24 protein-coding genes are annotated in these 25,495 nt (G+C 60.6%); 5 read left to right on the top strand and 19 right to left on the bottom strand.

Annotation, left to right across the window (positions count from 1 at the left end; translation table 11 throughout):
• Positions 1–41: 41 nt before the first annotated feature.
• The 7 genes from K0F88_RS10595 to K0F88_RS10565 form a co-directional block, all read right to left on the bottom strand.
• On the bottom strand, positions 42–599 hold the full coding sequence (locus K0F88_RS10595) for a phosphonate degradation HD-domain oxygenase (RefSeq protein ID WP_094470144.1): 558 nt from the start codon (positions 597–599) through the stop codon (positions 42–44).
• On the bottom strand, positions 599–1,732 hold the full coding sequence (locus K0F88_RS10590) for a TIGR03364 family FAD-dependent oxidoreductase (protein ID WP_219095035.1): 1,134 nt from the start codon (positions 1,730–1,732) through the stop codon (positions 599–601). Before K0F88_RS10590 ends, K0F88_RS10595 begins: the two co-directional genes overlap by 1 nt.
• A gap of 123 nt (positions 1,733–1,855) precedes the next feature.
• Positions 1,856–2,881 (bottom strand): putative 2-aminoethylphosphonate ABC transporter substrate-binding protein, encoded by a 1,026-nt coding sequence (locus K0F88_RS10585; protein WP_219095034.1) that lies wholly within the window; start codon positions 2,879–2,881, stop codon positions 1,856–1,858.
• 39 nt (positions 2,882–2,920) lie between these two features.
• A complete protein-coding gene (locus K0F88_RS10580; RefSeq protein WP_219095033.1) occupies positions 2,921–4,645 on the bottom strand; it encodes a putative 2-aminoethylphosphonate ABC transporter permease subunit in 1,725 nt (574 codons plus the stop codon).
• Positions 4,645–5,721 carry a putative 2-aminoethylphosphonate ABC transporter ATP-binding protein gene (locus tag K0F88_RS10575; RefSeq protein WP_219095032.1) on the bottom strand — a complete coding sequence of 359 codons (1,077 nt, stop codon included), beginning with the start codon at positions 5,719–5,721 and terminating at the stop codon, positions 4,645–4,647. The genes K0F88_RS10580 and K0F88_RS10575 overlap by 1 nt, the downstream gene beginning before the upstream one ends.
• Before the next feature lie 237 nt (positions 5,722–5,958).
• A complete protein-coding gene (locus K0F88_RS10570) occupies positions 5,959–6,822 on the bottom strand; it encodes a LysR family transcriptional regulator (RefSeq protein ID WP_219095031.1) in 864 nt (287 codons plus the stop codon).
• 16 nt (positions 6,823–6,838) lie between these two features.
• Positions 6,839–9,124, bottom strand: a complete 2,286-nt coding sequence (locus K0F88_RS10565; RefSeq protein ID WP_219095030.1) for a heavy metal translocating P-type ATPase — start codon at positions 9,122–9,124, stop codon at positions 6,839–6,841.
• Between the two features lie 84 nt (positions 9,125–9,208).
• Here K0F88_RS10565 and cadR point away from each other — a divergent pair, with 84 nt between their 5' ends.
• A complete protein-coding gene (gene cadR / locus K0F88_RS10560; RefSeq protein WP_010466748.1) occupies positions 9,209–9,658 on the top strand; it encodes a Cd(II)/Pb(II)-responsive transcriptional regulator in 450 nt (149 codons plus the stop codon).
• Positions 9,659–9,678: 20 nt separating this feature from the next.
• Here the strand turns inward: cadR and K0F88_RS10555 are convergent, their stop codons facing one another.
• The 4 genes from K0F88_RS10555 to K0F88_RS10540 all read right to left on the bottom strand — a co-directional run bounded on the left by K0F88_RS10555 (position 9,679) and on the right by K0F88_RS10540 (position 13,344).
• Positions 9,679–10,509, bottom strand: a complete 831-nt coding sequence (locus tag K0F88_RS10555; RefSeq protein WP_094470137.1) for a hypothetical protein — start codon at positions 10,507–10,509, stop codon at positions 9,679–9,681.
• A gap of 149 nt (positions 10,510–10,658) precedes the next feature.
• Positions 10,659–11,630, bottom strand: coding sequence for a thymidylate synthase (locus K0F88_RS10550; RefSeq protein ID WP_219095029.1), 972 nt, complete (start codon positions 11,628–11,630; stop codon positions 10,659–10,661).
• A gap of 48 nt (positions 11,631–11,678) precedes the next feature.
• The gene (gene lgt / locus K0F88_RS10545) at positions 11,679–12,485 is read right to left on the bottom strand and encodes a prolipoprotein diacylglyceryl transferase (RefSeq protein WP_219095028.1); all 807 of its coding nucleotides are present in this window, start codon (positions 12,483–12,485) and stop codon (positions 11,679–11,681) included.
• A gap of 76 nt (positions 12,486–12,561) precedes the next feature.
• On the bottom strand, positions 12,562–13,344 hold the full coding sequence (locus K0F88_RS10540) for a sulfite exporter TauE/SafE family protein (protein WP_094470134.1): 783 nt from the start codon (positions 13,342–13,344) through the stop codon (positions 12,562–12,564).
• Positions 13,345–13,478: 134 nt separating this feature from the next.
• Between K0F88_RS10540 and K0F88_RS10535 the strand changes: the two genes are divergently transcribed.
• Positions 13,479–14,225: an NRDE family protein gene (locus K0F88_RS10535; protein ID WP_094470133.1), complete on the top strand. Its 747-nt coding sequence runs from the start codon at positions 13,479–13,481 to the stop codon at positions 14,223–14,225.
• A 113-nt stretch (positions 14,226–14,338) separates the two neighbouring features.
• Here the strand turns inward: K0F88_RS10535 and ptsP are convergent, their stop codons facing one another.
• Both ptsP and K0F88_RS10525 read right to left on the bottom strand, forming a co-directional pair.
• Positions 14,339–16,618: a phosphoenolpyruvate--protein phosphotransferase gene (gene ptsP, locus K0F88_RS10530; protein ID WP_219095027.1), complete on the bottom strand. Its 2,280-nt coding sequence runs from the start codon at positions 16,616–16,618 to the stop codon at positions 14,339–14,341.
• 22 nt (positions 16,619–16,640) lie between these two features.
• On the bottom strand, positions 16,641–17,120 hold the full coding sequence (locus tag K0F88_RS10525; RefSeq protein WP_007945562.1) for an RNA pyrophosphohydrolase: 480 nt from the start codon (positions 17,118–17,120) through the stop codon (positions 16,641–16,643).
• A 143-nt stretch (positions 17,121–17,263) separates the two neighbouring features.
• Here K0F88_RS10525 and K0F88_RS10520 point away from each other — a divergent pair, with 143 nt between their 5' ends.
• Complete coding sequence (locus K0F88_RS10520; RefSeq protein ID WP_219095026.1) at positions 17,264–17,920, top strand: HAD family phosphatase; 657 nt, start codon at positions 17,264–17,266, stop codon at positions 17,918–17,920.
• A 122-nt stretch (positions 17,921–18,042) separates the two neighbouring features.
• Here the strand turns inward: K0F88_RS10520 and K0F88_RS10515 are convergent, their stop codons facing one another.
• Positions 18,043–18,468 carry a DUF2269 domain-containing protein gene (locus tag K0F88_RS10515; protein ID WP_094470130.1) on the bottom strand — a complete coding sequence of 142 codons (426 nt, stop codon included), beginning with the start codon at positions 18,466–18,468 and terminating at the stop codon, positions 18,043–18,045.
• Between the two features lie 39 nt (positions 18,469–18,507).
• Positions 18,508–20,022: a threonine ammonia-lyase, biosynthetic gene (ilvA, locus tag K0F88_RS10510; RefSeq protein WP_219095025.1), complete on the bottom strand. Its 1,515-nt coding sequence runs from the start codon at positions 20,020–20,022 to the stop codon at positions 18,508–18,510.
• Positions 20,023–20,322: 300 nt separating this feature from the next.
• Here ilvA and rpiA point away from each other — a divergent pair, with 300 nt between their 5' ends.
• A complete protein-coding gene (gene rpiA, locus K0F88_RS10505; protein WP_111448403.1) occupies positions 20,323–20,997 on the top strand; it encodes a ribose-5-phosphate isomerase RpiA in 675 nt (224 codons plus the stop codon).
• A 123-nt stretch (positions 20,998–21,120) separates the two neighbouring features.
• Here the strand turns inward: rpiA and K0F88_RS10500 are convergent, their stop codons facing one another.
• Together K0F88_RS10500 and K0F88_RS10495 are read right to left on the bottom strand one after the other, a co-directional pair.
• Positions 21,121–22,038: an SdiA-regulated domain-containing protein gene (locus K0F88_RS10500; RefSeq protein ID WP_219095024.1), complete on the bottom strand. Its 918-nt coding sequence runs from the start codon at positions 22,036–22,038 to the stop codon at positions 21,121–21,123.
• A gap of 105 nt (positions 22,039–22,143) precedes the next feature.
• A complete protein-coding gene (locus tag K0F88_RS10495; protein ID WP_219095023.1) occupies positions 22,144–23,073 on the bottom strand; it encodes an SdiA-regulated domain-containing protein in 930 nt (309 codons plus the stop codon).
• Between K0F88_RS10495 and K0F88_RS10490 the strand changes: the two genes are divergently transcribed.
• On the top strand, positions 23,018–23,218 hold the full coding sequence (locus K0F88_RS10490) for a hypothetical protein (RefSeq protein ID WP_176457731.1): 201 nt from the start codon (positions 23,018–23,020) through the stop codon (positions 23,216–23,218). The two genes, K0F88_RS10495 and K0F88_RS10490, sit on opposite strands and share 56 nt — an antisense overlap.
• 123 nt (positions 23,219–23,341) lie before the next feature.
• Here the strand turns inward: K0F88_RS10490 and K0F88_RS10485 are convergent, their stop codons facing one another.
• Together K0F88_RS10485 and K0F88_RS10480 are read right to left on the bottom strand one after the other, a co-directional pair.
• Complete coding sequence (locus K0F88_RS10485) at positions 23,342–24,007, bottom strand: fumarylacetoacetate hydrolase family protein (RefSeq protein ID WP_219095022.1); 666 nt, start codon at positions 24,005–24,007, stop codon at positions 23,342–23,344.
• 36 nt (positions 24,008–24,043) lie between these two features.
• A complete protein-coding gene (locus K0F88_RS10480) occupies positions 24,044–25,438 on the bottom strand; it encodes an FAD-binding oxidoreductase (protein ID WP_219095021.1) in 1,395 nt (464 codons plus the stop codon).
• Between the last annotated feature and the right edge of the window lie 57 nt (positions 25,439–25,495).

The following is a 25,495-nucleotide window of genomic DNA, read 5'->3' as shown; positions in this document are numbered from 1 at the left end:
TACGGGCTTGCTCGCGAAGGCAGCGCCTCGGTTTCAAGGCTTTATGCAGCCAACAGCCGCAACGCCTTGTCCTTCAAAACACCCAGATCAATCACCGGCACCCACATCTCCTTCGCCAACTCATCCCACTGCCGCATGCGCAAACTGACCGCGCACAACGGGTCCCGCTCGAAGGCTTCAGCCTCGGCAGGCGTCATCACCCCACCCTGATACTCCAGGGTCCGGCGACTGGCTTCGCTCAATCGCTCGTAGTACCCGGGCTCTTTGAGCGTCAGATAGCGCTTGGCCTGGACGTGGTATTCCACCAGCCGCGCCAGGCGTTCGCTGAAACCGGCCCGACGCAAGTAGTCGGCGCCCAGTCGCTCGTGGCTGACCACGCCGAAGCCACCCATGTTCTCCGTGCTCTCGCCACAGATATGGCCGATGTCATGGAAGAACGCGGCCAGCACCACTTCATCATCGAAGCCTTCAGCCATGGCCAGTTCGGCCGCCTGGGACATGTGTTCGATCTGCGACACCGGCTCGCCGATGTAATCGCTGTCGCCAAAGCGCTCGTACAAACCGAACACCTCGGCGATCACTTGTTCATGACGTTCCATCAACTTTCCCCCAACAACTGCGCAACGTTACGTTCGGCCATCGCCGGCCCGACGCTCATGCCGACACCGGTGTGCATCAGTGCCACGCTCACACCCGGCATCGGCCGCAAGAACGAGAATGGCCCGGGGCCCCGTGAACCATAGACGCCCTGCCAGCGCTCGACCACCTGCACCTTGCAACCCAGGGTTTGTTCAGCGAGTTCGATCATCCAGTCATCGACCTGCTCGGCATTGAACGGCGATGGATCGCGGCCGTAATGGTGGGAGTCACCGATGATCAACTCGCCATAGGGCGTCGGGCTGATCAGCAGGTGGATGCCGTTTTCATGCAGGTGCGGTGCCTCGCGCAGAATCTGCGCCTGCACCGCCGCCGCTTCCGGCAGATCGGCGAAGGCGCCGTAGTGCACGCAACTCAACCCAGTGAGCAACGCGTGTTGCAGGTTGAGGTTGATCTGCGGTCGGGCGCGGAGCATTTGCAGGCGGCAGATTTGCGGGTTGAGCGCAGCAATAGGCTCGGCCAGCAAGGTCTGATAATCGTGGCCGGAACAGACGATGATCTGATCGGCGCTGAAGGTGCCAGCGGTGCTGTGCAGGCGCCCCGGCTCGATGTCGCGCACCAGGGTGGAGAAGTGAAAATCGACGCCGAGTTCGCGGTGCAGGTAGTCGATCAACGCTGGAATCGCTTCGCGCGAATACAGCTGCTGATCATCCATGCCGTGCAACGCCGCACGGTGATGGCTGAACTGGCCGCCGTAGAGATCGCGCAATGCAGCGCCGCGCAGCATGTCGACGCGGTAACCGTGTTCCAAGGCGCGACCGGTGCAGAAGGCTTCGAGCAGGTGTTCTTCGGCTTCGGTGCGGGCGAACAGGTACGAGCCGTTGCGCTTGAGTTGCAGCCCGGTCAGTTGTGCCCATTGGCTCCAGATCTCACGGCTGGCCCTGGCCAGATCGAGCATCGCGCCCGGAGGTTGGCCGGTGACGAGGGCCTGGCCGAAGTTGCGGACCGAGGCGCCCAAGGGGGTTTCGCTGCGTTCGAAAACCGTGACGTTGAGGCCGCGTCTGGCGGCGGCGTAGGCGTGGGACAGGCCGAGGATGCCGGCACCTACGATCAGCATGTCGTTGTGTTGTGTCATGGAGATTTGTCCTGAATTCGAGACCGCTATCGCGAGCAAGCTCGCTCCCACAGGTTCAGTGATCGCCACAAAACCTGTGGGAGCGAGCTTGCTCGCGATGAGGCCCTGTCAGCCTACAGAGATTTACTTGGCAACCACTTTCTCGGACTTGCCGTCATAGCGCTTGCGCCACTCGGTCAGGATTTCATCGCGATTCTTCGACGCCCAGGCGAAGTCGTTCTTGATCAGACGCTGCTCATAATCCGCTGGCAATTCGGTCTGCGGCTTGGCAATCCCCGGTTGCGCGAGCACCGCGAAGTTCTCTTTATAAAGCTCCATCGCCGCCGGGCTGGCCGAGAAGTCGGCCAGTTTCTTCGCCGCGTCTTCGTGTAGTGTCCCCTTGATCACAGCGGTCGCTTCGATCTCCCAGCCCAAGCCTTCCTTCGGCAGGATGATGTCCAGCGGCGCGCCCTGACGCTTCAACTGAACCGCCGGGTACTCAAAGGAAATGCCGATCGGGAATTCACCGGCGGCCGCCAGTTTGCAAGGCTTGGAACCGGAGTGAACGTACTGGCCGATGTTCTGGTGCAGGTCGTCCATGTACTGCCAGCCCTGCTTCTCGCCGAAGGTTTGCAGCCAGGCGCTGACGTCGAGGAAACCGGTGCCGGACGAGGCCGGGTTGGGCATCACGATCTTGCCTTTGTACTCAGGCTTGGTCAGGTCCTGCCAGCTCACGGGTTTGGTCAGACCCTGCTTTTCGGCTTCGACGGTGTTGAAGCAAATGGTCGCGGCCCAGACGTCCATGCCGACCCAGGCTGGCGGGTTGGCGGCATCGCGGTAGTTGCCGCCGATCTTGCCCAGGTCCTTCGGTGCGTAGCTTTGCAGCATGCCTTGCTGATCGAGAATCGCCAGGCTCGACGCGGCCAGGCCCCACACGGCGTCAGCCTGCGGGCGGGCTTTTTCGGCGAGCAGTTTGGCGGTGATGATCCCGGTGGAATCGCGCACCCACTTGATCTCGATGTCCGGGTTGGCTTTTTCGAAGGCTTCTTTGTAGGTCTTCAGTTGCTCGGCTTCGAGGGCGGTGTACACCGTCAACTCGGTTGGCGCCGCGAAGGCGTTCAGGCTGAAAGCGGTGAGGACAGCAGCGGCCAGGGCCAGGGGCTTGAACATGATCTTTTCCTGTCTTTGAGTTGAGGGGGTTGTACAGAATCAGTTGCCGGGCGCGGTCTGCCGCCAGGCTTGGGAGCGGCGCAACAACCCGCGCGAAGCCCAGGCCAGCAGCAGGGACACGCCCGCCGAGGTGAACAGAATCAGGGTCGACATCGCCGCCGCGCCGCCGACGTTGCCGGCGTCGTCCATGTTCAGCACCGCCACCGCCGCGAGGATGGTGTCGGGGCTGTAGAGGAAGATCGCCGCCGAGACAGTGGTCATGGCCGAGACGAACAGGTAGCGCACGATGTCCAGCAGCGCCGGCAGGCAGATCGGCACGGTGACCCGCAGGTAATGCCGATACAGCGGCGCCTTGAGCGACAACGCGGCGGCTTCGAACTCGGCATCAAGTTGGCGCAACGCGGTGGTGGCGGTCATTTGCGCAGTGGTCAAATAGTGAGCAATGGTGCAGACCACCAGCAAAGTCATAGTCCCGTACAGCACATGCAGCGGATTGCCGGTGAGGTTGAAGAAGAAGACATAACCCAGGCCCAGCACCAGCCCCGGCACCGCCATCGGCACAAAACTGAGGATGCGCAGGGTCAGGTTCAGTCCGCGCTGGCCCTTGGTTTTTTCCATCAGGTACGCGCCGGTGAAGATCAGCACGCTGCCGATCAACGCCGTGCACAAGGCCATCTTCACGCTATTGCTGTAGGCCAGCCAGCCGCCGCCTGCGGTGTCGTTGAACTGATAGTGGTTGAGCGACAGCGACAGGTTGTACGGCCAGAATTTCACCAGCGAGGAGAACACCGCCATGCCGAACACCAGCAACAACGCCGCGCAGATCAGCAACACAATGGCCAGGTAACAGCCGTCGCGCAGCGTTGACGGCGCGGGTTTGAAGACTTGGGCACGGCCGCTCATGGAGTCACCGTGACGTCGACGCAACCAGGCGTCGACCCCGAAGCTGAACAGCGCCGGCAACAGCAGGACCATGCCGATCAACGCGCCGCGACCGAATTGCTGCTGACCAACCACCGCCTTGTAGGCTTCCAGCGCCAGCACTTGATAGTCGCCACCGACCACCACGGGCACGCCGAAGTCGGTGATGGTCAGGGTGAACACCAGACAGAACGCCGCGAACACGGCCTGACGGGTCGCCGGCCATGTGATGCTGCGAAAGGCTTTGGCCGGACTGGCGCCCATGCTGGAGGCGGCATCGAACAGTCGCGCATCGGCCAGGGAAAGGGCCGACAGCAGAATCATCAACGCGTGTGGGAAGGTGTAGATGACCTCACCCAGAACAATGCCCCAGAAGCCGTAGATATTGTCCGAAAGCAAACCGCGCAACATGCCCTGGTTGCCGAACAAATAAACCAGCGCAATGCCCGGCAACATTGACGGAGCCATCAGAGGCAACAAAGAAATCCCGCGCCAGATGCCTTTGCCGGGAATCAACGTGCGTTGTAATGCGTAGGCAAACAGGTAGGCCAGCGGTACGACAATCGCCGCGACACTGAGGGAAACCTTTAGGCTGTTGCCGAGCAACCAGTGGAAGTTCGCACTGGTCACCAATTCGCGAGCCGCGACCAGACCACCGCCCTGCCCCGCCTCCGAACTGAAACCGCGCCAGAAGATCGCCAGCAACGGCATCAACACCGCGAGGCCGAGCAACACCAATAAAAGGACTTTGCCGCCGACCACGAACACCCGGTCGCCGATCTCGGCACGGGAGGTCTGCCGAACCTGCTTGTGCGGTATCGGCAGCGCGATGTTCGCGCTCATCAGGCAAACACCTGCAAGCTACGCGGAGGCAAGGCGACCATGATCTGCTGCGCGCCAAGGCGCGGCATGGCTTCCGGTGCCAGTTCCGCCAGCAATGCGTGGCCCGGCAGTTGGTCGAGTTCGAAGCTCATGCGGCAGCGGTTGCCGAGGAAGGTGATCTCGCGGACCTTCGCCGGGAACAGGTTTTCTTCATGCACCGGCGGGTTGACGTTGATCGCTTCCGGGCGGCAGAAGAGGCGGCCCGTCGTGGTTTTAGCGCTGCCATCGGCCAGGCGCATGCTCATCCCGCCGACCTGGGCGTGGCTGTCGCTGCTGCGGCTGAATGGCAGCCAGTTGCCCTGGCCGACAAACTCCGCCACAAACGGCGTGGCCGGGCGGTCGTAGATGTCTTGCGGCGTGGCGTACTGCTCGACCTTGCCGTTGTTCATCACGGCAATGCGGTCGGCCATCAACATAGCCTCGTCCTGATTGTGCGTGACCATCAGGGTGGTGACGCCGAGGTTGCGCTGCAATTGACGCAGCTCGGTGCACAGATGCTCGCGGACCCGGGCGTCGAGGGCCGACATGGGTTCGTCCAGCAGCAACAACGAGGGCGCTGGCGCCAACGCCCGAGCCAGCGCGACACGTTGCTGTTGGCCGCCGGACAACTGGCCGGGGTACTTTTTCTCACTGCCAGTCAGGCCGACCAGTTCCAGCATCTGACCGACGCGCTTGCGCACTTCATCGCGACCACTGCCGGCGAGTCCGTAGGCAATGTTCGCTTCGACGGTGAGGTTGGGGAACAGCGCGTAGGACTGAAAGAGGATGCCGTAGTCCCGGGCCTGGGGTGCCAGGTGGGAAACATCGCGATCGCCGAGATACAACTCGCCGCTGTCCTGCTTCTCAAGACCGGCGATGCAGCGCAGCAAGGTGGTTTTGCCACAGCCGGACGGGCCGAGCAGGCACACCAGTTCACCGGCCGCCACGTCGAGAGAAACGTTATCCAGCGCGGTGAACGCGCCAAAGCGTTTCTGCACGCCGCGCACCTTCATCGGGGCGCCGGGGTTGGTCAGGGCAGTTGCGATCGAGTGGTTCATGGACAGGCCTCATCAAGCAGATGAAGCCCATCCTAGGTTTGTAATGCGTCGGTCATGTGGCAGTGAGGCAAAAACGGCTGATAGTGGTATTCAAGGATTTGGGTTACCTGCACTGACGTCATCGCGAGCAAGCTCGCTCCCACAGTGGGCGGTGGTGTTCACAAATCTGGTGTTCACCACAAAACCCTGTGGGAGCGAGCTTGCTCGCGATGAGGCCAGAACAGGCAATAGAGATTTTCAGGCCGGCGCCATTTCCTGCGCCAACCCCAGAAACGCCGCCGGCAACCGCGCGCCTTTGCGTTCCTTGAGGCAGTACAAATACTCCGGAATCTGCGGCGCATTCTCAATCGTCAGCACGCGCAGTTGCGGATCATGCGGCACTTCCTGCCTGGCAATGATGCTGATCCCAATGTTGCGCAGCACCGCCTCGCGAATCGATTCTCGGCTGCCAATTTCCAGCAACGGCCCGAAACTCACGCCGGCGCTGGCCAGCAATTCCTCAGTCAATCGGCGTGTGGTCGAGCCCGACTCGCGCATCAACAACGTATGCCCGGCCAACGCACTCAGCGGCACATGTTCATGCACCGCCAACGGATGATTGCGATGCACCGCCAGCACCAGCGGATCGCTGCCGAGCACCCGGCGAATCAGCCGCGCATCGTCGAGCAACTGCGACGACGCCGCGACATCCACCCGGTAATCCTCCAGCGCCTCCAGCACCTGCTGGGAGTTGCCGATTTCCACCGACACTTCCACCTGGGGCAAGCGCTCGCGAAAGGTCTTCACCAGGTCGAGGATGTAATACGGTGCCGTCGCGGCAATGCGCAATGTGCCCTCGACCTGGCCGCTGTTGCGCAGGAAAAACTCAATGTCGGCTTCCTGCTGCAACAGCGCCTTGACCATCGGCAGCAACCGCGCGCCTTCGTCGCTGACGCTGAGGCGGCGGCCGCCACGGTAGAACAATTCAACCGAGTACTGGCTTTCCAGATGGCGAATCTGCGTGGTCACGGTGGGTTGGCTCAGGCCGAGCTTTTTCGCCGCCAGGGTAATGCTGCCCAGGCGGGCAACCATGTAAAACGCCTTCAGCTCGGCACTCAGCACACCCGCTCCTCATCGCTTACTTGCGCAACAGGCGCAAACCGTTGAACACCACCAACAGGCTGACGCCCATGTCGGCGAACACCGCCATCCACATGGTGGCGATCCCGGCGAAGGTTACCCCAAGAAAGATCGCCTTGATGACCAAAGCGAGGGCGATGTTCTGTTTGAGGATGATAGAGGTTTGCCGCGACAGGCGGATGAACGCAGGAATCTTGCGCAGATCATCGTCCATCAGGGCGACATCGGCGGTCTCGATGGCGGTATCGGTACCGGCGGCGGCCATCGCGAAACCGATCTCGGCCCGGGCCAGTGCCGGCGCATCGTTGATGCCATCGCCGACCATGCCGACGCGATGCCCCTGCGCATAAAGCGCCTCGATGGCATGCAGCTTGTCGGTCGGTAGCAGATCGCCCTTGGCCTCGTCGATGCCGACTTGCGCAGCAATCGCCTGAGCGGTGTGGACGTTGTCGCCGGTCAGCATCAGGGTTTTGATGCCCAGTTCGTGCAGTTGCTGGATCGCTTCACGGCTGGATTCCTTCACCGTGTCGGCCACGGCGAACAGCGCCAACGGGCCGGACTTGTCGAGCAACAGCACCACGGACTTGCCCTGTTTTTCCAGCGCAAACAGCTTCTCTTCCAGTGCAGGCGAACACAAACCCAAATCTTCCACCAGGCGATGGTTGCCCAAGTGGTAGAGCTGGCCGTTGATTTCCCCGCGTACACCGCGACCTCCCAGGGCTTCGAAGTTATCCACAACGAGCGGCGCGTACTGTTTATCCACAGCCGCATTGGCGATGGCCAACGACACCGGATGGTCCGAGCGACCGGCCAGCGCTGCCGCAATCGCCGGGGCGGTTTCGTCAGCGGTTGGATCAAGCGACAAATAATCGGTCTGCACCGGTTTGCCGTGAGTGATCGTGCCAGTCTTGTCCAAGGCCAGGTAGTCCAGCTTGTAACCGCCCTCCAGATAAACACCGCCCTTCACCAGAATGCCTTTGCGCGCCGCCGCCGCGAGGCCGCTGACGATGGTCACCGGGGTAGAGATAACCAGTGCGCACGGACAGGCAACGACCAGCAACACCAGCGCCCGGTAGATCCAGTCGAACCACAATGCGCCCATGAACAGCGGAGGAATGACCGCTACGGCCAAGGCAAAGATGAATACAGCCGGGGTGTAGATTTTCGAGAACTGATCGACGAAGCGCTGGGTCGGCGCCCGTGCACCCTGGGCCTGCTCCACGGCGTGGATGATCCGTGCCAGTGTCGAGTTATTGGCCGCAGCCGTGACGGAATATTCCAGCGAGCCTGCCTGGTTGATGGTGCCGGCGAAGACCTTATCGCCCACCGTCTTCTCGATCGGCAGGCTTTCGCCGGTGATCGGCGCCTGATCGATGGTCGAACTGCCCGACACGACTTCGCCGTCCAGGCCAATCCGCTCGCCGGGACGCACCCGCACTCGCGCACCAAGTTCGATGGTTTTGACGTCTTGCTCGACCCAACGGCCGTCGGCTTGCTGCACCGTGGCCTGTTCCGGGGTCATCTGCATCAGGCCGCCAATGGCGTTGCGCGCCCGGTCCAGCGACTTGGCTTCGATCAACTCGGCCACGGTAAACAGGAACATCACCATCGCCGCTTCCGGCCATTGACCGATCAGGATCGCGCCGGTGACCGCGATGCTCATCAACGCGTTGATGTTGAGGTTGAGGTTCTTGAGCGCGATCCAGCCTTTCTTGTAAGTGGTAAGGCCACCACTGAGGATCGAAATCAGCGCGATGATCGCCACCACCCAGTCCGGCGCGGCGTTGGTGAAGTGGATCACTTCTGCAGCCAGCGCACCCACGCCGGACAGCGCCAGGGGCCACCAGTGCTTTTTCTCGGGGATCGGCGCTGGCGCTTCGGTGCCCTGCTCCATCGGTTCGGCCACCATGCCCAGCGACTTGATCGCCTCGATGATCGGTGCAGTGCTCGGCAGGTCATGGGTCACGCCCAGGACCCGATTGATCAGGTTGAATTCCAGTTGCTGCACACCCGCAAGCTTGCCCAGTTTGTTCTGGATCAGCGTCTGCTCGGTCGGGCAGTCCATGGCGTCGATGCGAAAGCTGCTCAGCCGGGCGCCGTCGGTCGGCGTGTCGCTCAACTTGATCAGCGACGGCGCTGCCGCCTTGGAGGAACAGCAGGAATCGCCATGCCCGCCATGGTCATGCTTCTGCACAGGCTGCAGCATTTGGCTGTGATCGTGATCGTGATCGTGATCGTGATCGTGATCAGCCTCGGGTTTATGGGTGTGAAGGGAATCGCTCATTGGTTGCGTCCATGAAGGTGCCTGTTGCCAAGTAAAGACCCTGTAGCCACTATAGGGTCAAGCACCCTTTTGGAGATTGTTGTCATGAAGATCGGAGAATTGGCGAAACTCACCGACTGCGCCGTCGAAACCATCCGCTATTACGAGCGCGAAAACCTGCTGCCGGAACCGGCCCGCAGCGACGGCAACTACCGCGTCTACACCCAAGCCCACGCCGAACGCCTGACCTTCATCCGCAACTGCCGCACGCTCGACATGACCCTGGAAGAGATCCGCAGCCTGCTGGCCCTGCGCGACAGTCCGCAGGATCAGTGCGAAAGCGTGAATGCGTTGATCGACGAGCACATTCATCACGTGAAAGCGCGAATTGATGGGCTGATGGCGTTGCAGACGCAGCTGCTCGACCTGCGCCAACGCTGTGGCGAGGGGCCGGACATTGATCAGTGCGGGATTTTGCAGCGGCTGGAAGTGAGTGGCGGGGTTGTGGCGACGGAAGTCGAGCATTCCCATGTCGGCAGGAGTCATGGGCATTAGTCCCATCGCCACATCAGCGACTAGATCAATTTGAACTCCAGTACGCCTCGATGCCCCATGCCGTAAGTGATGCCCGGGACCATACCCGAGCCCAGAAAAAGACTGCAGCGCAGGTGAACGGTCTCACCCCGATGCCCTTCATAGACGGAGGGCTCAATCCGAAACTTTAGGGGTAAATCGGGCTTGACCGTCAATTTGCGCTGATAATCTCTCCAAGCTCCGCCCTGCCCACCACGAACGCTACTTAGCCAGGACATTTCAATGGCGTTGTTTGTTCGCAGGTTTTCAATCCGAGGAATGGTCAGAACGACGCCATCGGGATGTTGATTAATCTCAAGAGCCCCCCCCGAGACGCCTTCAATAGAAACCGGGCCGGTTTGAATCAGTGCCGGGGCGAAGGTCATGAACAACGATGCAGAGGGTATAGCGTTCTCGCCTCTTTCGATGACAAAAATGACCTCGAGCCGGTCTCCCTCAAATTGCCTTGCGATGTCGTCGGGGATAACAAAATGTAATGAGGTGAAACTCAGCGCTGGCTGGGGCTGCGACTGGTAACTTCCCCCGGAACCGCCTAACGCCACCCATTGCACACGAACCTGATCGCCGATCTGAAATTCCCTATCGTTTACTGACACGACTACACGCAGTGAATCAACGAAGATGGGGGCACCGGTGAAAATCTCCATGGGCACCACGCACCCCCATGGTTCGAGGCTCGGAATGAAATGAAAGAGCCCCGACTGGCTTTCACAGCCAATGAACGGCAATCCTGTCACTCCGGTCATTAGAGGGTTCGTGCCGAAATGTCGCTCCGAAAAGCCGCCCGCTCCAACGGCCGCAATGTTATTCATGACAAGGCTCCTGAAAAAAAGAGGGTGTTGCTGACCGCGGCCTGATTGGCCTCGTGATCAGTCAAACACCCTCTCGTTTATTCGCCTACTGTCAGAAATGACAGTCAGATAGAACCTTTTCTAATAAAATAGCCCCGCCCTTCAACCAATCAGACGGCCATCGGTGCCGTCATCGGCGCGTGGTGCTGATACCCCTCAAGCGAGAAATCGCTCGGCTCGATCAACTCCAGCCACTCCGGTTGATACACGCCGGTCTTGGCAAACTCCGGCACACGCTCACTGATCACCAGTTTCGGCATCGGGAACGGCTCGCGCTTGAGCTGTTCGTTGAGCATGTCCAAATGGTTTTCGTAGACGTGGGCATCACCGATGAAATAGGTGAACCAGCGCGGTGTGTAACCGGTCAGGCGACCAATCAGGCTCAGCAGTGCGGCGCCTTCGGTGAGGTTGAACGGCGTGCCGAGGCCCAGATCGTTGGAGCGGATGTAGAGCGTCAGGGAGATTTCCTTGGTCTCGACATTCGGGTGGAACTGGTACAGCAGATGGCACGGCGGCAAGGCCATTTCATCGAGCTGCGCCACGTTCCAGCCGTGGAACAGGATGCGACGGCTGCCCGGGTCTTTGATGATGGTGTCGACGCACTGGCGGATCTGGTCGATCGCCTTGTACAGAACGACATAGGCCTGACCGTCTTCTTCGCCTTCGGCGATCTGACGATAGCCCTGGCTCAGGGTCTGTTCGATAGCGGCCTGATTGCTGACCGGAATCTGCTTGTACGCCGGCCATTTGCGCCATTGCACGCCGTAGATTTCGCCAAGGTCGTCTTCACCCTGACGGAACGGATTGGCCAGCCATTGCGCGTTTTCGTTGGCGTTCTGATCCCAGACCTTGCAGCCCAGCGCGCGGAATTCGGCGGCGTTGTTCACGCCCCGCAGGAAACCACACATCTCGCCGATGGCCGATTTGAAGGCCATCTTGCGCGTGGTGATCGCCGGGAAACCTTCTTTCAGGTCATAACGCAGCATCGCGCCCGGAAAGCTGATGGTGTTCACGCCGGTGCGGTTGGCTTGCTTGGTGCCGTTCTTGATGACGTGGGCGACCAGTTCGAGGTATTGCTTCATGAGTTACCTGTGTCCTTGAACCCGGGGTCGTCACCCCGGGATTCGAATTTATACGGCTGCCGCTGGCGTCGCCGGGGCGCGGTGATACGCCAGCCAGATCAGGAACAGCCCGCCAACGATCATCGGTACGCAGAGCACCTGGCCCATGGTCAGCCAGTTCCAGGCCAGATAGCCCAGTTGCGCGTCCGGTACGCGGACGAACTCCACAATGAAACGGAAGATGCCGTAGAACAGGGCAAACATCCCGGACACCGCCATGGTCGGCCGCGGCTTGCGCGAGAACAACCAGAGGATGGCGAACAGCGCCACGCCTTCGAGCGCGAACTGGTACAGCTGCGACGGGTGACGCGCCAGCTGCGCCGGATCGGTCGGAAAGACCATTGCCCACGGCACGTCGGTGGCCTTGCCCCACAACTCGGCATTGATGAAGTTACCGATGCGCCCGGCACCCAGGCCGATCGGCACCATCGGTGCAACAAAATCCATCAGTTGGAAGAACGACTTGTTGTTCTTCTTGCCGAACCACAACGCCGCCAGCATCACGCCGATGAAGCCACCATGGAACGACATGCCGCCCTTCCACACTTCGAAAATCAGCGTCGGGTTGGCCAGGTAAGCGTTCAGATCGTAGAACAGCACATAGCCCAGGCGGCCGCCGACGATAACGCCCATCGACATCCAGAAGACCATGTCGGAGAGTTTCTCCTTGGTCCAGGTCGGGTCGAAACGGTTGAGCCGGCGCGATGCCAGCAGCCACGCGCCGCCGATGCCGATCAGGTACATCAGACCGTACCAGTGGATTTTCAGCGGACCAATGGCCAGGGCCACCGGGTCGATCTGCGGGTAAGGCAGCATTGCGACTCCTTGTTGAAAGTTGAAAGCAGAATTCCCGGGCGACGCTGCCACCTCAGGATTAAGCCAGTATTGCGAGCTAGAGCAGGAAGCTCAGGCCTACGCAGAACAGCAAAGCCGCGAACAGCCTTTTCAGCAACTTCGGCGACAGCCTGTGGGCCAGTCGCGCACCGAGACGGGCAAACACCATGCTGGTCAGGGCAATCCCGAGCAGCGCCGGCAAATAGATAAAACCGAGACTATGGGCCGGCAGCAAGGGATCGTGCCAGCCCAGAATCATGAAACTTAATGCACTGGCCAAGGCGATGGGCAGACCGCAGGCCGACGAAGTTGCCACCGCTTGCTGCATCGGCACGCTGCGCCAGGTCAGGAACGGCACGGTCAACGAGCCGCCGCCAATGCCGAAAATCGCCGAGGCCCAACCAATCACGCTGCCGGCCACGGTGAGACCGAGTTTGCCGGGCACCGTTCGGCTGGCTTTGGGTTTGACGTCAAGCGCCAGTTGCGCCGCGATGATCAGCGCAAACACGCCGATGATTTTCTGCAGGTTCGGGCCGGAGATCGCTTCGGCCGTCAGCGCCCCGAAACCGGCGCCCATCAGAATACCGACGGTCATCCACACGAAAATCGGCCAACGCACGGCGCCGCGGCGATGATGTTCGCGAACCGCGTTGATCGACGTAAAGATGATCGTTGCCAGGGACGTGCCGACCGCCAGGTGGGTCAGGATCGACGCGTCGAAGCCTTGCAAGGTGAAACTGAACACCAGAACCGGGACGATGATGATCCCGCCGCCAACCCCGAACAGCCCGGCCAGCACGCCTGCGCAGGCGCCCAGCGCCAGATAGAGCAGAAATTCCATGGTCGATCCCAATGCTTAGCCAAAACCGGAGCGGCATGGTAACGGATGCGTGCCCTCGGGCTCCACTGCGGATGGCAATGGAACGACAGGCGACGACTGCGTAGAGTGGGCAAAAAACACACAAGGACCACCTTATGTGCCTGATTGTTTTTGCCTGGCGACCGGGTCACGCCCAGCCGCTGATCGTGGCGGCCAACCGCGACGAGTTCTATGCCCGGCCCAGCCAGCCCTTGGCGCAATGGCCGCACGCACCGCACGTCTACGCCGGTCGCGACCTCGAAGCCGGCGGCACCTGGCTTGGTATCGGTGCCAATGGGCGCTTTGCTGCGCTGACCAATATTCGTGATCCGCAGCAGCCGCCCTCGCGAAAATCCCGAGGTGAGCTGGTGGCGGGTTTTCTCTTGGGCAACATGCCAATTGATGATTACTTAAGCGACGTTGTCGGACGTTCGCTGGAATATGCCGGATTTAATCTGCTGATCGGCAATGCCAACGAGCTGTGGCACTTCAATGCGCGGGAGTCTGAGGCGGTGATGCTGGCGCCTGGGGTGTATGGGCTGTCGAATGCAGGGCTGGATACGCCGTGGCCGAAACTGCTCAAGGCACGGGCGGCGCTGGAGGAAGTGTTGGAGGATCCGCAGCCAGAGGCGTTACTGGCGTTGCTGAATGATCCGCAGACCGCACCATTTGCCGAGCTGCCGGATACCGGCGTGGGGCTGGCGACCGAGACGTTGCTGTCGAGCGTGTTTATTGCCAGTCCGACTTATGGGACGCGGGCGAGTACGGCGTTGATTGTTCAGGCGGACGGGACGCGGCATATGGTCGAAAGGAGTTTCGGGCCGTATGGCGGGCATCTTGGGGAAGTGGAGATCAGGGTTTAGATCGTTGTTGTCTGGACTGGCCCCATCGCGAGCAAGCTCGCTCCCATATTGGATTTGTGATCGACACAGAACCCTATGGGAGCGAGCTTGCTCGCGATGAGGCCATCAGCCTTTTAGAGAGCCTTGACCACAGCCGGATTGACCATCTTCGCCAACCCAAGGTTCTTCAGCGCCAATTGCAGCGAGCTGTGGATCACCTGCGGGTTGTCGATGGTCATCAGTTCAGCCAGCAATTCCTTGGCCTTGCTCAGGTTGATCTGACGCAGCATCCACTTCACTTTCGGCAGGTTGGTGGCGTTCATCGACAGGCTGTCGAAGCCCATCGCCATCAACAGCACCGCCGCCGCCGGGTCACCGGCCATCTCGCCGCAGATGCTCACCGGCTTGCCTTCGGCGTGGGCATCACGCACCACGTTCTGCAACGCTTGCAGCACCGCCGGATGCAGATAGTCGTAAAGGTCGGCTACACGCGGGTTGTTGCGGTCCACCGCCAGCAGGTATTGAGTCAGGTCGTTGGAACCGACCGACAGGAAGTCCACCTGGCGCGCCAGTTCCTTGGTCTGATACACCGCTGCCGGAATCTCGATCATCACACCAATCGGCGGCATTGGCACGTCGGTGCCTTCGTCGCGGACTTCGCCCCAGGCCCGGTGAATCAGGTGCAGGGCTTCTTCGAGTTCGTGGGTGCCGGAGATCATCGGCAACAGAATCCGCAGGTTGTTCAAGCCTTCACTGGCCTTGAGCATCGCGCGGGTCTGCACCAGGAAGATTTCCGGGTGGTCGAGGGTGACGCGAATGCCGCGCCAGCCGAGGAACGGGTTGTCTTCCTTGATCGGGAAGTACGACAGCGACTTGTCACCGCCGATGTCCAGGCTGCGCATGGTCACCGGTTGCGGGTGAAACGCGGCGAGTTGCTCGCGATAAATCGCCAGCTGCTCCTTTTCGCTCGGGAACCTCTGGTTGATCATGAACGGCACTTCGGTGCGGTACAGACCGACCCCTTCGGCACCACGCTTCTGCGCTCGCGCCACATCCGCCAGCAGGCCGGTGTTGACCCACAGCGGCATGCGGTGGCCATCGAGGGTCACGCACGGCAAATCGCGCAGGGAGTCGAGACCGAGCGCCAGTTGTTTCTCTTCTTCCACCACTTCGGCGAACTGCTTGCGCAGCACGTCGCTGGGGTTGGTGTAGACCTCGCCGCGATTACCATCGACGATCAATTCGATGCCGTCGACCTTGGCATAGGGCAGGTCGACCAGGCCCATCACCGTCGGGATGCCCATCGCCCGGGCGAGGATCGCGACGTGGGAGTTGCCTGAACCGAGGACCGAGACCAGGCCGACCAGCGTGCCTTCCGGCACCTCGCCGAGCATTGCCGGCGTCAGCTCTTCGCTGACCAGAATGGTTTTTTCCGGGTAGATCAGATTCTGCTGACGCTCTTCCTGCAAATAGGCGAGCAAACGGCGGCCAAGGTCCTTGACGTCCGAGGCGCGCTCTCGCAGATAAGCGTCGTCCATCAATTCGAAACGGTTGACGTGTTCAGTGACCACCTGGCGCAACGCGCCCTGGGCCCACTGACCGGTCTTGATCACCGTGGTCACTTCGTTGCCCAGCGCCTCGTCGGCGAGCATCATCAGGTAGACGTCGAACAAGGCCCGCTCTTCGGGACGCAGCTGCGAGGCCAATTTGGCGGACAAGGCACGCATGTCGGCGCGCACGCCCTCGATGGCGGTCTTGAACAGGCCGAGTTCGGCTTCGATGTCGGTGATGGTCTTGTCGGGCACCACGTCGAGATCGGCCGGCGGCAGCATGACCACCGCGGTCCCGACCGCCGCACCCGGCGAACCCGGTACACCGACGAACTTGGCTTCCTGGATGCCTTTGCCCTGACGGCCCAGGCCACGGATCGAACCGGTGGCCTCGGCGTGGGCGATAACGCCGGCGAGTTGCGCGCTCATGGTCACGAGGAAGGCTTCTTCACCTTCATCGAACTGGCGGCGTTCTTTTTGCTGAATGACCAACACGCCGACGACGCGGCGGTGGTGAATGATCGGCGCCCCGAGGAAGGAGGCGTAGCGTTCCTCGCCCGTCTCGGCGAAGTAGCGGTAGCGCGGGTGATCCGCGGCGTTTTCGAGGTTCAGGGGTTCTTCACGCGTGCCGACCAGGCCGACCAGACCTTCGTTGGGTGCCATGCTGACTTTGCCGATCGAGCGCTTGTTCAAGCCCTCGGTGGCCATCAGCACGAAGCGGTTGGTCTCAGGGTCAAGCAGGTAGACCGAGCAGACCTGGCTGCCCATGGCCTCTTTGACGCGCAACACAATAATCCCCAACGCCGCCTTGAGATCCTTGGCGGAGTTAACTTCCTGGACGATCTTGCGCAGCGTATTGAGCATGGCTCGGGGTCGAACTCCGTCGTCAGTCGCGCGTTAAAAGGCGCGGGGCAAGCTCTTTGAGAGCGCGTCGATACACCTCGCGCTTGAATGTCACCACCTGGCCCAACGGATACCAATAACTGACCCAGCGCCAGCCATCGAACTCCGGTTTACCGGTCAAATCCATCCGCACCCGCTGCTCGTTGGAGATCAGGCGCAGGAGAAACCATTTCTGTTTCTGGCCGATGCACAGCGGCTGGCTGTGCGTCCTGACCAGACGTTGCGGCAAACGATAGCGCAACCAGCCCCGGGTGCAGGCGAGAATTTCAACATCTTCGCGCTCAAGCCCCACTTCTTCGTTCAACTCGCGATACAAGGCGTCTTCCGGCGTCTCCTGGGGGTTGATCCCGCCCTGTGGAAACTGCCAGGCATCTTGATTGATACGGCGAGCCCATAGCACCTGTCCGGCATCATTCGTGAGAATGATCCCGACATTGGGGCGGAAACCATCGGGGTCGATCACGGCAACAACCTCGCAAACGCATGTCGCCGCATTGTTCCACAAAGGTTGTGAAGGCAGCAACGAGCCGACCTACCTTATGTGCACTCTTGTGAAAAGTCCGTATTCTGGACGCCTTTCTACAGACTTTTCAGCGAGTAACTGCAATGCGGCTGGCTTTATTCGACTTGGACAACACGCTTTTGGGCGGCGACAGTGACCACGCCTGGGGCGATTACCTGTGCGAACGCGGGTTCCTCGACGCCGTCGCGTACAAGGCACGCAACGACGAGTTCTATCAGGACTACCTGGCCGGCAAGCTGGATAACGATGCCTATCTGAACTTCTGCCTGGAAGTCCTCGGCCGCACCGAGATGGCCACGCTGGATCAATGGCACCTGGATTACATGCGCGATTGCATTGAGCCGATCGTGCTGCCCAAGGGTCTCGAACTGCTGGCCAAGCACCGCGAGGCTGGCGACAAACTAGTAATCATCACCGCCACCAACCGCTTCGTCACCGGGCCGATTGCCCAGCGCCTGGGGGTTGAAACCCTGATCGCCACGGAATGCGAGATGGTTGATGGCCGTTATACCGGGCGCAGCACCGATGTGCCTTGCTTTCGGGAAGGCAAGGTCACGCGCTTGAATCGCTGGCTGGAAGAGACCGGGCATTCGCTGGAAGACAGCTATTTCTACAGCGATTCGATGAATGATTTGCCGTTGCTGGAGCAAGTGGCGAATCCGGTAGCGGTCGATCCTGATCCGAATTTACGCGCCGAGGCCAAGAAGCGTGGCTGGCCGGTGATGTCGTTGCGCGACTGACGACGCCATCTCGGGCAAGCCCGCTCCCACAGGGATCTCTGGTGTGACTGATATCTATGCCACTCAGCAAAACCTTGTGGGAGCAGGCTTGCCCGCGATTGGGATCGCCTCGGTTTCAAGCCTTAAACAGGCTTGGCGCCCATCAACCCGGCAATAGCGATAAAGCAGACAAAGCTGAACAGCGCGAGAGCAAAGGTGAACTTGCCGCTGCCGCCCGGCGCAGTACGCTGCTTGTTCAGCCGCACCAACAACCAGAACCACCCCAACGCCGCCAGGGTGTAAAGCACACTCGACGCCAGCAACCACGTCTGCCCCAACGGCCAGCCCACCAGATGCACCATCCACCAGCCGGTGAATGGCATGCTCAGCAACGCCAGGCCCATCAGCAGCCAAACGAACACCCGAGGCCGTTGCAACGTGCGTGCCGCAGCAGTCGCATCGCCACTACGCCGCGTTTGCCAAACCCATATCCCCAAGCCCAGCGCACAGCCCAATAATATTGCCGTCGCCGCGGTGTGCGCCATTTTCAGGGCGGTTAACGTTTCCATTGTTCGATTTCCTTATGACCTGCCCATCAGCGTAGCCACTCAGCCAAGAAACAGCTTATAGGCCGGGTTGTCGCTTTCGTCCCAGTATGGGTAACCGATTTCTTCCAGTGCCGCCGGCACCAGATGACGTTCGTCGTGCGGCACTTGCAGTCCCGCGACCACGCGGCCATCCGCCGCGCCGTGGTTGCGGTAGTGGAACATCGAGATATTCCAGCGCCCGCCCAGCTTGTTGAGGAAGTTGAAGAGCGCGCCCGGACGCTCCGGGAATTCGAAGCGCAGAATCACTTCATCGACCACGTGGGCCGCGCGACCACCCACCATGTGGCGAATGTGCAGCTTGGCCAGTTCGTTATCAGTCAGGTCCAGCACCGGAAAACCCTGCTCGCCGAGGCTGGCGATCAGCGCACTGCGCGGGTCGGTTTCCGGGTGCGTTTGCACGCCCACGAAGATGTGCGCTTCGCTGCCGGTGTTGTAGCGGTAGTTGAATTCAGTGATCTGGCGTTTGCCGATGGCCTCGCAGAACGCCTTGAAGCTGCCCGGTTTCTCGGGGATGGTCACAGCGATGATGGCTTCACGACCTTCGCCCAGCTCGGCGCGCTCGGCAACGTGGCGCAGGCGGTCGAAGTTGACGTTGGCACCGGAATCGATGGCGACAAAGGTGTGCCCGGTGACACCGCGCTGCTCGACGTACTTCTTGATCCCGGCCACGCCCAGGGCGCCGGCAGGTTCGGTGATCGAGCGGGTATCGTCGTAGATATCCTTGATCGCCGCACAGATTTCGTCAGTGCTGACGGTGATGACTTCATCGACGTAGTCTTTGCAGATGTCGAAGGTGTGCTGACCGATCTGCGCCACCGCGACGCCATCGGCGAACAGGCCCACCGTCGGCAGTACCACGCGTTCGCCGGCCGCCATGGCCGCTTGCAGGCAGTTGGAATCGTCAGGCTCGACGCCGATGATTTTGATTTCAGGGCGCAGGTATTTCACATACGCCGCGATCCCGGCGATCAACCCGCCGCCGCCCACCGGAACGAAGATCGCATCCAGACGCCCGGGGTGCTGGCGCAGAATCTCCATCGCCACGGTGCCCTGCCCGGCGATGGTGTGGGGATCGTCGTAGGGGTGAATGTAGACGTAGCCTTTTTCGTCGACCAGTTTGAGCGAGTAGGCCAGGGCTTCCGGGAACGAATCACCGTGCAGCACCACTTTGCCGCCGCGCGAACGCACGCCTTCGACCTTGATTTCCGGGGTGGTCTTGGGCATGACGATGGTCGCCTTCACGCCCAGCACTTTCGCCGCCAGGGCCAGGCCCTGCGCGTGGTTGCCCGCCGAGGCGGTGACCACGCCGCGAGCGCGCTCCTCGTCGCTGAGCTGGGTCAACTTGTTGTAGGCGCCGCGAATCTTGAACGAGAACACCGGCTGCAAGTCTTCGCGCTTGAGCCAAATGGAGTTGCCCAGCCGCTCTGAGAGCTGGCGGGCCGTCTGCAATGGGGTTTCTACGGCAACGTCATAAACGCGCGAGGTGAGGATCTTCTTGACGTACTGTTCGAGCATCGGAAAGCATCACTGAGCGGGTTGGGCAGGGCCAAGGAGTCTAACCCGGCTATCGGCCGGACGACCACACTAAACAGGTGGTTTTACCGTCCCCGGAAGGGATCATGAACCTGTAGGAGCGAGGCTTGCCCGCGAAGAGGCCGTCACATCCAACATAAATGTTGGCGGTAAGATCGCTTTCGCGGGCAAGCCTCGCTCCTACAGGTAACGGTCGTGGCCGCCAATCGGGCAATGACCTTCCCTGCCCCGAAGCCTATAATGCCGGCCTTTCGTTCCCTCCTTCGGCACCTCGGAGCCCGCATGACCCAGGATCAACTCAAACAGGCAGTGGCTCAGGCCGCCGTCGACTTCATCCTCCCGAAACTCGACGACAAGAGCATCGTCGGGGTCGGCACCGGCTCCACCGCCAACTGCTTCATCGACGCACTGGCCAAGCACAAAGGCGCGTTCGATGGTGCGGTCGCCAGCTCCGAAGCCACCGCCGCCCGCCTCAAGGGTCACGGCATTCCGGTGTATGAGCTGAACACCGTCAGCGACCTGGAGTTCTATGTCGACGGCGCCGATGAAAGCGACGAGCACCTGAACCTGATCAAGGGCGGCGGCGCGGCCCTGACCCGCGAGAAAATTGTCGCGGCCGTGGCCAAGACCTTCATCTGCATCGCCGACGCCAGCAAACTGGTGCCGGTGCTCGGCGCGTTCCCGCTGCCAGTCGAAGTGATCCCGATGGCTCGCAGCCACGTGGCCCGCGAGCTGGTGAAGCTCGGCGGCGACCCGGTCTACCGTGAAGGCGTGTTGACCGACAACGGCAACATCATCCTCGACGTGTTCAACATGCAGATCACCAACCCGGTGGAGCTGGAAACGCAGATCAACGCGATTGTGGGCGTGGTCACCAATGGCTTGTTCGCGGCGCGTCCGGCGGACTTGCTGCTGCTGGGCACCAGCGAAGGCGTGAAAACCCTGCGCGCCCAGTAAGAAATACGCCACCCCTTGTAGGAGCCGGCTTGCTGGCGATGAGGACATAACATTCAACATCCACGTTGGCTGTTAAACCGCTATCGCCAGCATGCCGGCTCCTACAGGAGGCTGGGCTGTTGCTTAGGGTTGCGCTGGTTTTTTGAAGACGTAGAACAGATTAGGTTCGCTGACGAGGTACATCGTGCCGTCGTCATCCATGGCGATTCCTTCCGCCTGCGGCACGGTCTTCTGCAACCCCTGTCGCCCCTTGCTCAGCGACATGGTGCTCAGCGGTCGCCCGTCCACATCCAGCTCCAGAATCAGCCGCGACTCGTCGGACAGCGCCAGCAAATGGCCGCTGCGCTCGTCATATTGCAGGCTCGACAGGTCTCGCACGAACATCCCGGCATCGCGCTTGGGGTTGTTGACCACGTGCACTGCGTAGGATTTCTCCGGGTTGTAATGCGGGAAGCCCTGCACTTCGTAGATCAGCATCGGGTCACGCTCCTTGGCGACAAACAGGCGCTTGCCCACCGAATCGTAAGCCAGGCCTTCGAAACCCTTGTTGCCGCTCATGTGCACGCCGAGGGTCATCTGCTCGGCATCCGCCGCGTCGAGGAACGTCGTGTCCTTCTCCAGATGAATCTTGATCAACCGTTGCTGGTGTTCGTCGGTGATCACGTAAGTGTCGGTGCTGATGAACTCCACCGCCTCCGGGTCACCGAAGCCGACCAGCGAAATGCGTCGAATGATCCGCCCGTCCAGCGACAGCTCGATCAACTCGGCGTTTTTGTTGGTGACGGTAAACAGGCTTTTGCGCACCGGATCGAAGGTCAGCGCCGACACGTCGTCGTCCAGCCCGTCAATGACCCGGGCTTCGATCTCCACCCGGTATTGATCCAGGCCGATGGATTCGCTGCTGAGCGGTTGCCAGAGGGTGTGCAGGTTGAACCAGGCGCGCTCGAACAGACGCATGTATTGACCGATCGCAACCAGCACGACCAGGGCAATCACTGTCAGGATCAAAATAAGGGGTTTGGGACGGGCAAGTCGGCGCATTCAGGCGAGCTCGGAAACAGAAACAGGCGGATGAAATATCACGCCTGTATGAATTCAAGCTTAATGGCCAGTTGCCTTTGACCACAACTGCTGGATTCGGAGCGCCTACTTCTGCTTTTCGAAACGGTAGAACAGGTTCGGCTCACTCACCATGTACAGGTTGCCCGCATCGTCCATGGTTACGCCTTCGGCACGGGGAATGGTCTTCTTCAAGCCGTTGAAGCCGCCCAGCAAGGTCATGAAGCTGACCTGCTCGCCCTTCTCGTCCAGCTCCAGCAACAAGTGGGAGTCGGCGGACAGCGCCAGTGTGTGGCCCGTGCGCGGATCGATGGCCAGCGCCGACAGGTTGCGGACGTCCAGTTCGTCATTGGCAAGCTTTTGCTTGTCGCCCTTGAGGGTCTGGCTGCCGTCGCTTTTCCAGCTGAACAGCGCCGGTGGGCGTTCCTCACCCAGCAGGATTTGCTGATTGCGCGGGTCATAGACGATGGCTTCGAAGGCCTTGTTCTGGTCTTTCGAAGGGCCGAGGTCGTATTTCGGGAAGTTGGCGATGTTCAGTTCGCGAGTGTCGGCATCGACTTTGACGATGGAAAGCATGTGCTCACGCTCATCGACGATGGCCAGCAGCCCGTTGCCCAGCACGGTCACGCCTTCAGGGTTGCTCCAGCCCACCAGCGGCATCTTGCGCAAGACGTCGCCCTGCAAGGTCAGCTCAACGAGAAACGGGTTTTTGCCCATGACCGAAAACAGGGTTTTGGTCTGTGGGTCGTAGGCCAGGTCCGACGCTTCGTCCTTCTCCATGCCTGGCAGCAGCTTGGCGTCGATCACCGCGCGGTAATCCGGCAGCCAGATACTTTCCTGACGCTCGGCCGGGCTTTCAAAACGCTCATGCAGCCAGAGCACACCGCGATCGTCCCAATGCATCGCAAAGGCGAGGCCATAAGCGACGACGGCCACCAGCAAAAGCCAGGAATACCAACGCATGACAAAGCGCGAGCGGCGGGCAGTTTTGACAGTGGGCAGCGGTCGGGTGGCCATTCAGGATGCGTTCCAGAAATTCAGGCTACGGGTAATAGCACAGTTGGGACCGGCTCAGACGCCGGAATCCGCGGAATTATCCAGAATGGATGTGAAAAAAACGGGAAATGGCGGGATTGCCCTGCGTGAGTGCAGCCTTGCATGAGGCAGAAACACAATTCCCTGTAGGAGCCGGCTTGCTGGCGATTGCGGTGTCACATTCAACATCTGTATTGAATGCTGCACCGCCATCGCCAGCAAGCCGGCTCCTACAAAGGTTGGCGTTGTGTTAGCGGACGCTGCTGGTGAAGCTGCTCGCGCCTGGCAGTTCGATCACCAGTTCATCACCGACATTCAGCGGGCCAACGCCCACTGGCGTGCCGGTCAGGATCACGTCACCGGCCTGCAGCGAGAAGCAGCCGGCTATGTGCTGGATCATCGGCACGATCGGGTTGAGCATGGCGCTGCTGTTGCCATCCTGGCGCACTTCGCCATTGATGGTCAGGCGGATGCCGATGTCGGTCAGGTCTTCAAACGTGCTGCCGGCTACGAACGGAGCAATCACTGCCGCACCGTCGAAGGACTTGGCGATTTCCCACGGCAAGCCCTTCGATTTCAGCTCGGCCTGCTTGTCGCGCAGGGTCAGGTCCAGGGCCGGAGCGAAGCCGGAGATCGCATCCAGCACTTCTTCACGGCTCGGCTTGGTCGACAGCGGTTTGCCGATCAACACGGCGATTTCTGCTTCGTAGTGCACCGAACCGCGCTCGGTCGGAATGCTGAAACTGCCTTCCAGCGGCACCACGCAACTGCCCGGTTTGATAAACAACAGCGGTTCTGTAGGCACCGGGTTGTCCAGTTCCTTGGCGTGTTCGGCATAGTTGCGGCCGATGCACACCACCTTCCCGAGCGGGAAGTGAATACGCGTACCGTCGACATACTGGTGCTGATAGCTCATTACCGACTCCTGTTTCGTAGCGCTTAAATTCAAAAGTCAAACAGCGAAAATTTTGCCCGGGTTCATGATGCCGTTCGGGTCGAACACCGCTTTAACCGCTTTCATGTACTCGATCTCAACCGGGGAACGGCTGTAGGTCAAGTAATCACGCTTGGTCATGCCCACGCCGTGTTCGGCGGAAATCGAGCCGTTGTACTTCTCGACGGTTTCGAACACCCACTTGTTGACGGTCGCGCACTTGGCGAAGAACTCGTCCTTGCTCAGGTTTTCCGGCTTGAGGATGTTCAAGTGCAGGTTGCCGTCGCCGATGTGACCGAACCAGACGATTTCGAAATCCGGGTAGTGTTCGCCGACGATCGCGTCGATTTCCTTCAGGAAGGCCGGGACTTTCGATACGGTGACCGAAATGTCGTTCTTGTATGGTGTCCAGTGGGAAATGGTTTCGGAGATGTATTCGCGCAGCTTCCACAGGTTCTGCAGCTGGGTTTCGCTCTGGCTCATCACGCCGTCCAGCACCCAGCCCTGCTCGACGCAGTGCTCGAAAGTTTCCAGGGCGTGGTTGGCCACTTCTTCGGTGGTCGCTTCGAATTCCAGCAGCGCGTAGAACGGGCAGTCGGTTTCAAACGCCGCCGGCACGTCGCCGCGGGCCATGACCTTGGCCAGAGCTTTGTCGGAGAAGAATTCGAAAGCGGTCAGGTCGAGTTTGCTCTGGAACGCGTGCAGCACCGGCATGATCGAGTCGAAATCGGCGGTACCGAGGACCATCGCGGTGAGGTTTTTCGGCGCCCGATCCAGACGCATGGTCGCTTCGACGACAAAACCGAGGGTGCCTTCGGCGCCGATGAACAGCTGACGCAGGTCGTAGCCGGTGGCGTTCTTGATCAGGTCGCGGTTCAGCTCCAGCAGATCGCCCTTGCCGGTGACGACTTTCATGCCGGCCACCCAGTTGCGGGTCATGCCGTAGCGAATCACCTTGATCCCGCCGGCATTGGTGCCGATGTTGCCGCCAATCTGGCTCGAACCTGCAGAGGCGAAGTCGACCGGGTAATACAGGCCTTTTTCTTCGGCAACGTTCTGCAAATGCTCGGTGACCACGCCTGGCTGGCACACGGCTGTGCGGTCGGTGAGGTTCACGTCGAGAATCTGGTTCATGTAGTCGAACGACACAACCACTTCGCCATTGGCGGCCACAGCAGCGGCGGAAAGACCGGTGCGACCGCCGGATGGCACCAACGCCACCTTGTGCTCATTGGCCCAACGGACAATGGCCTGGACCTGCTCGGTGGTCTTGGGGAACACGATGGCCGTGGGGGCCGGGGCGAAATGCTTGGTCCAATCCTTGCCGTAAGCATTCAGGGAGTCGGCGTCGGTCAGCACCTTGCCAGGCTCAACCAGGGTCTTCAGCTCATCAATCAGGGCAGGATTGGTCATCGACAGAACTCTCGAACAATTCATGGTCATCCTGAGAACGCTTCACGTCGCAGGAAT

Source organism: Pseudomonas sp. UMAB-40 (genome assembly GCF_900095275.1).
Taxonomy (GTDB): Bacteria; Pseudomonadota; Gammaproteobacteria; order Pseudomonadales; family Pseudomonadaceae; genus Aquipseudomonas; species Aquipseudomonas mandelii_B.
This window is presented reverse-complemented; position numbering and strand designations above follow the sequence as displayed.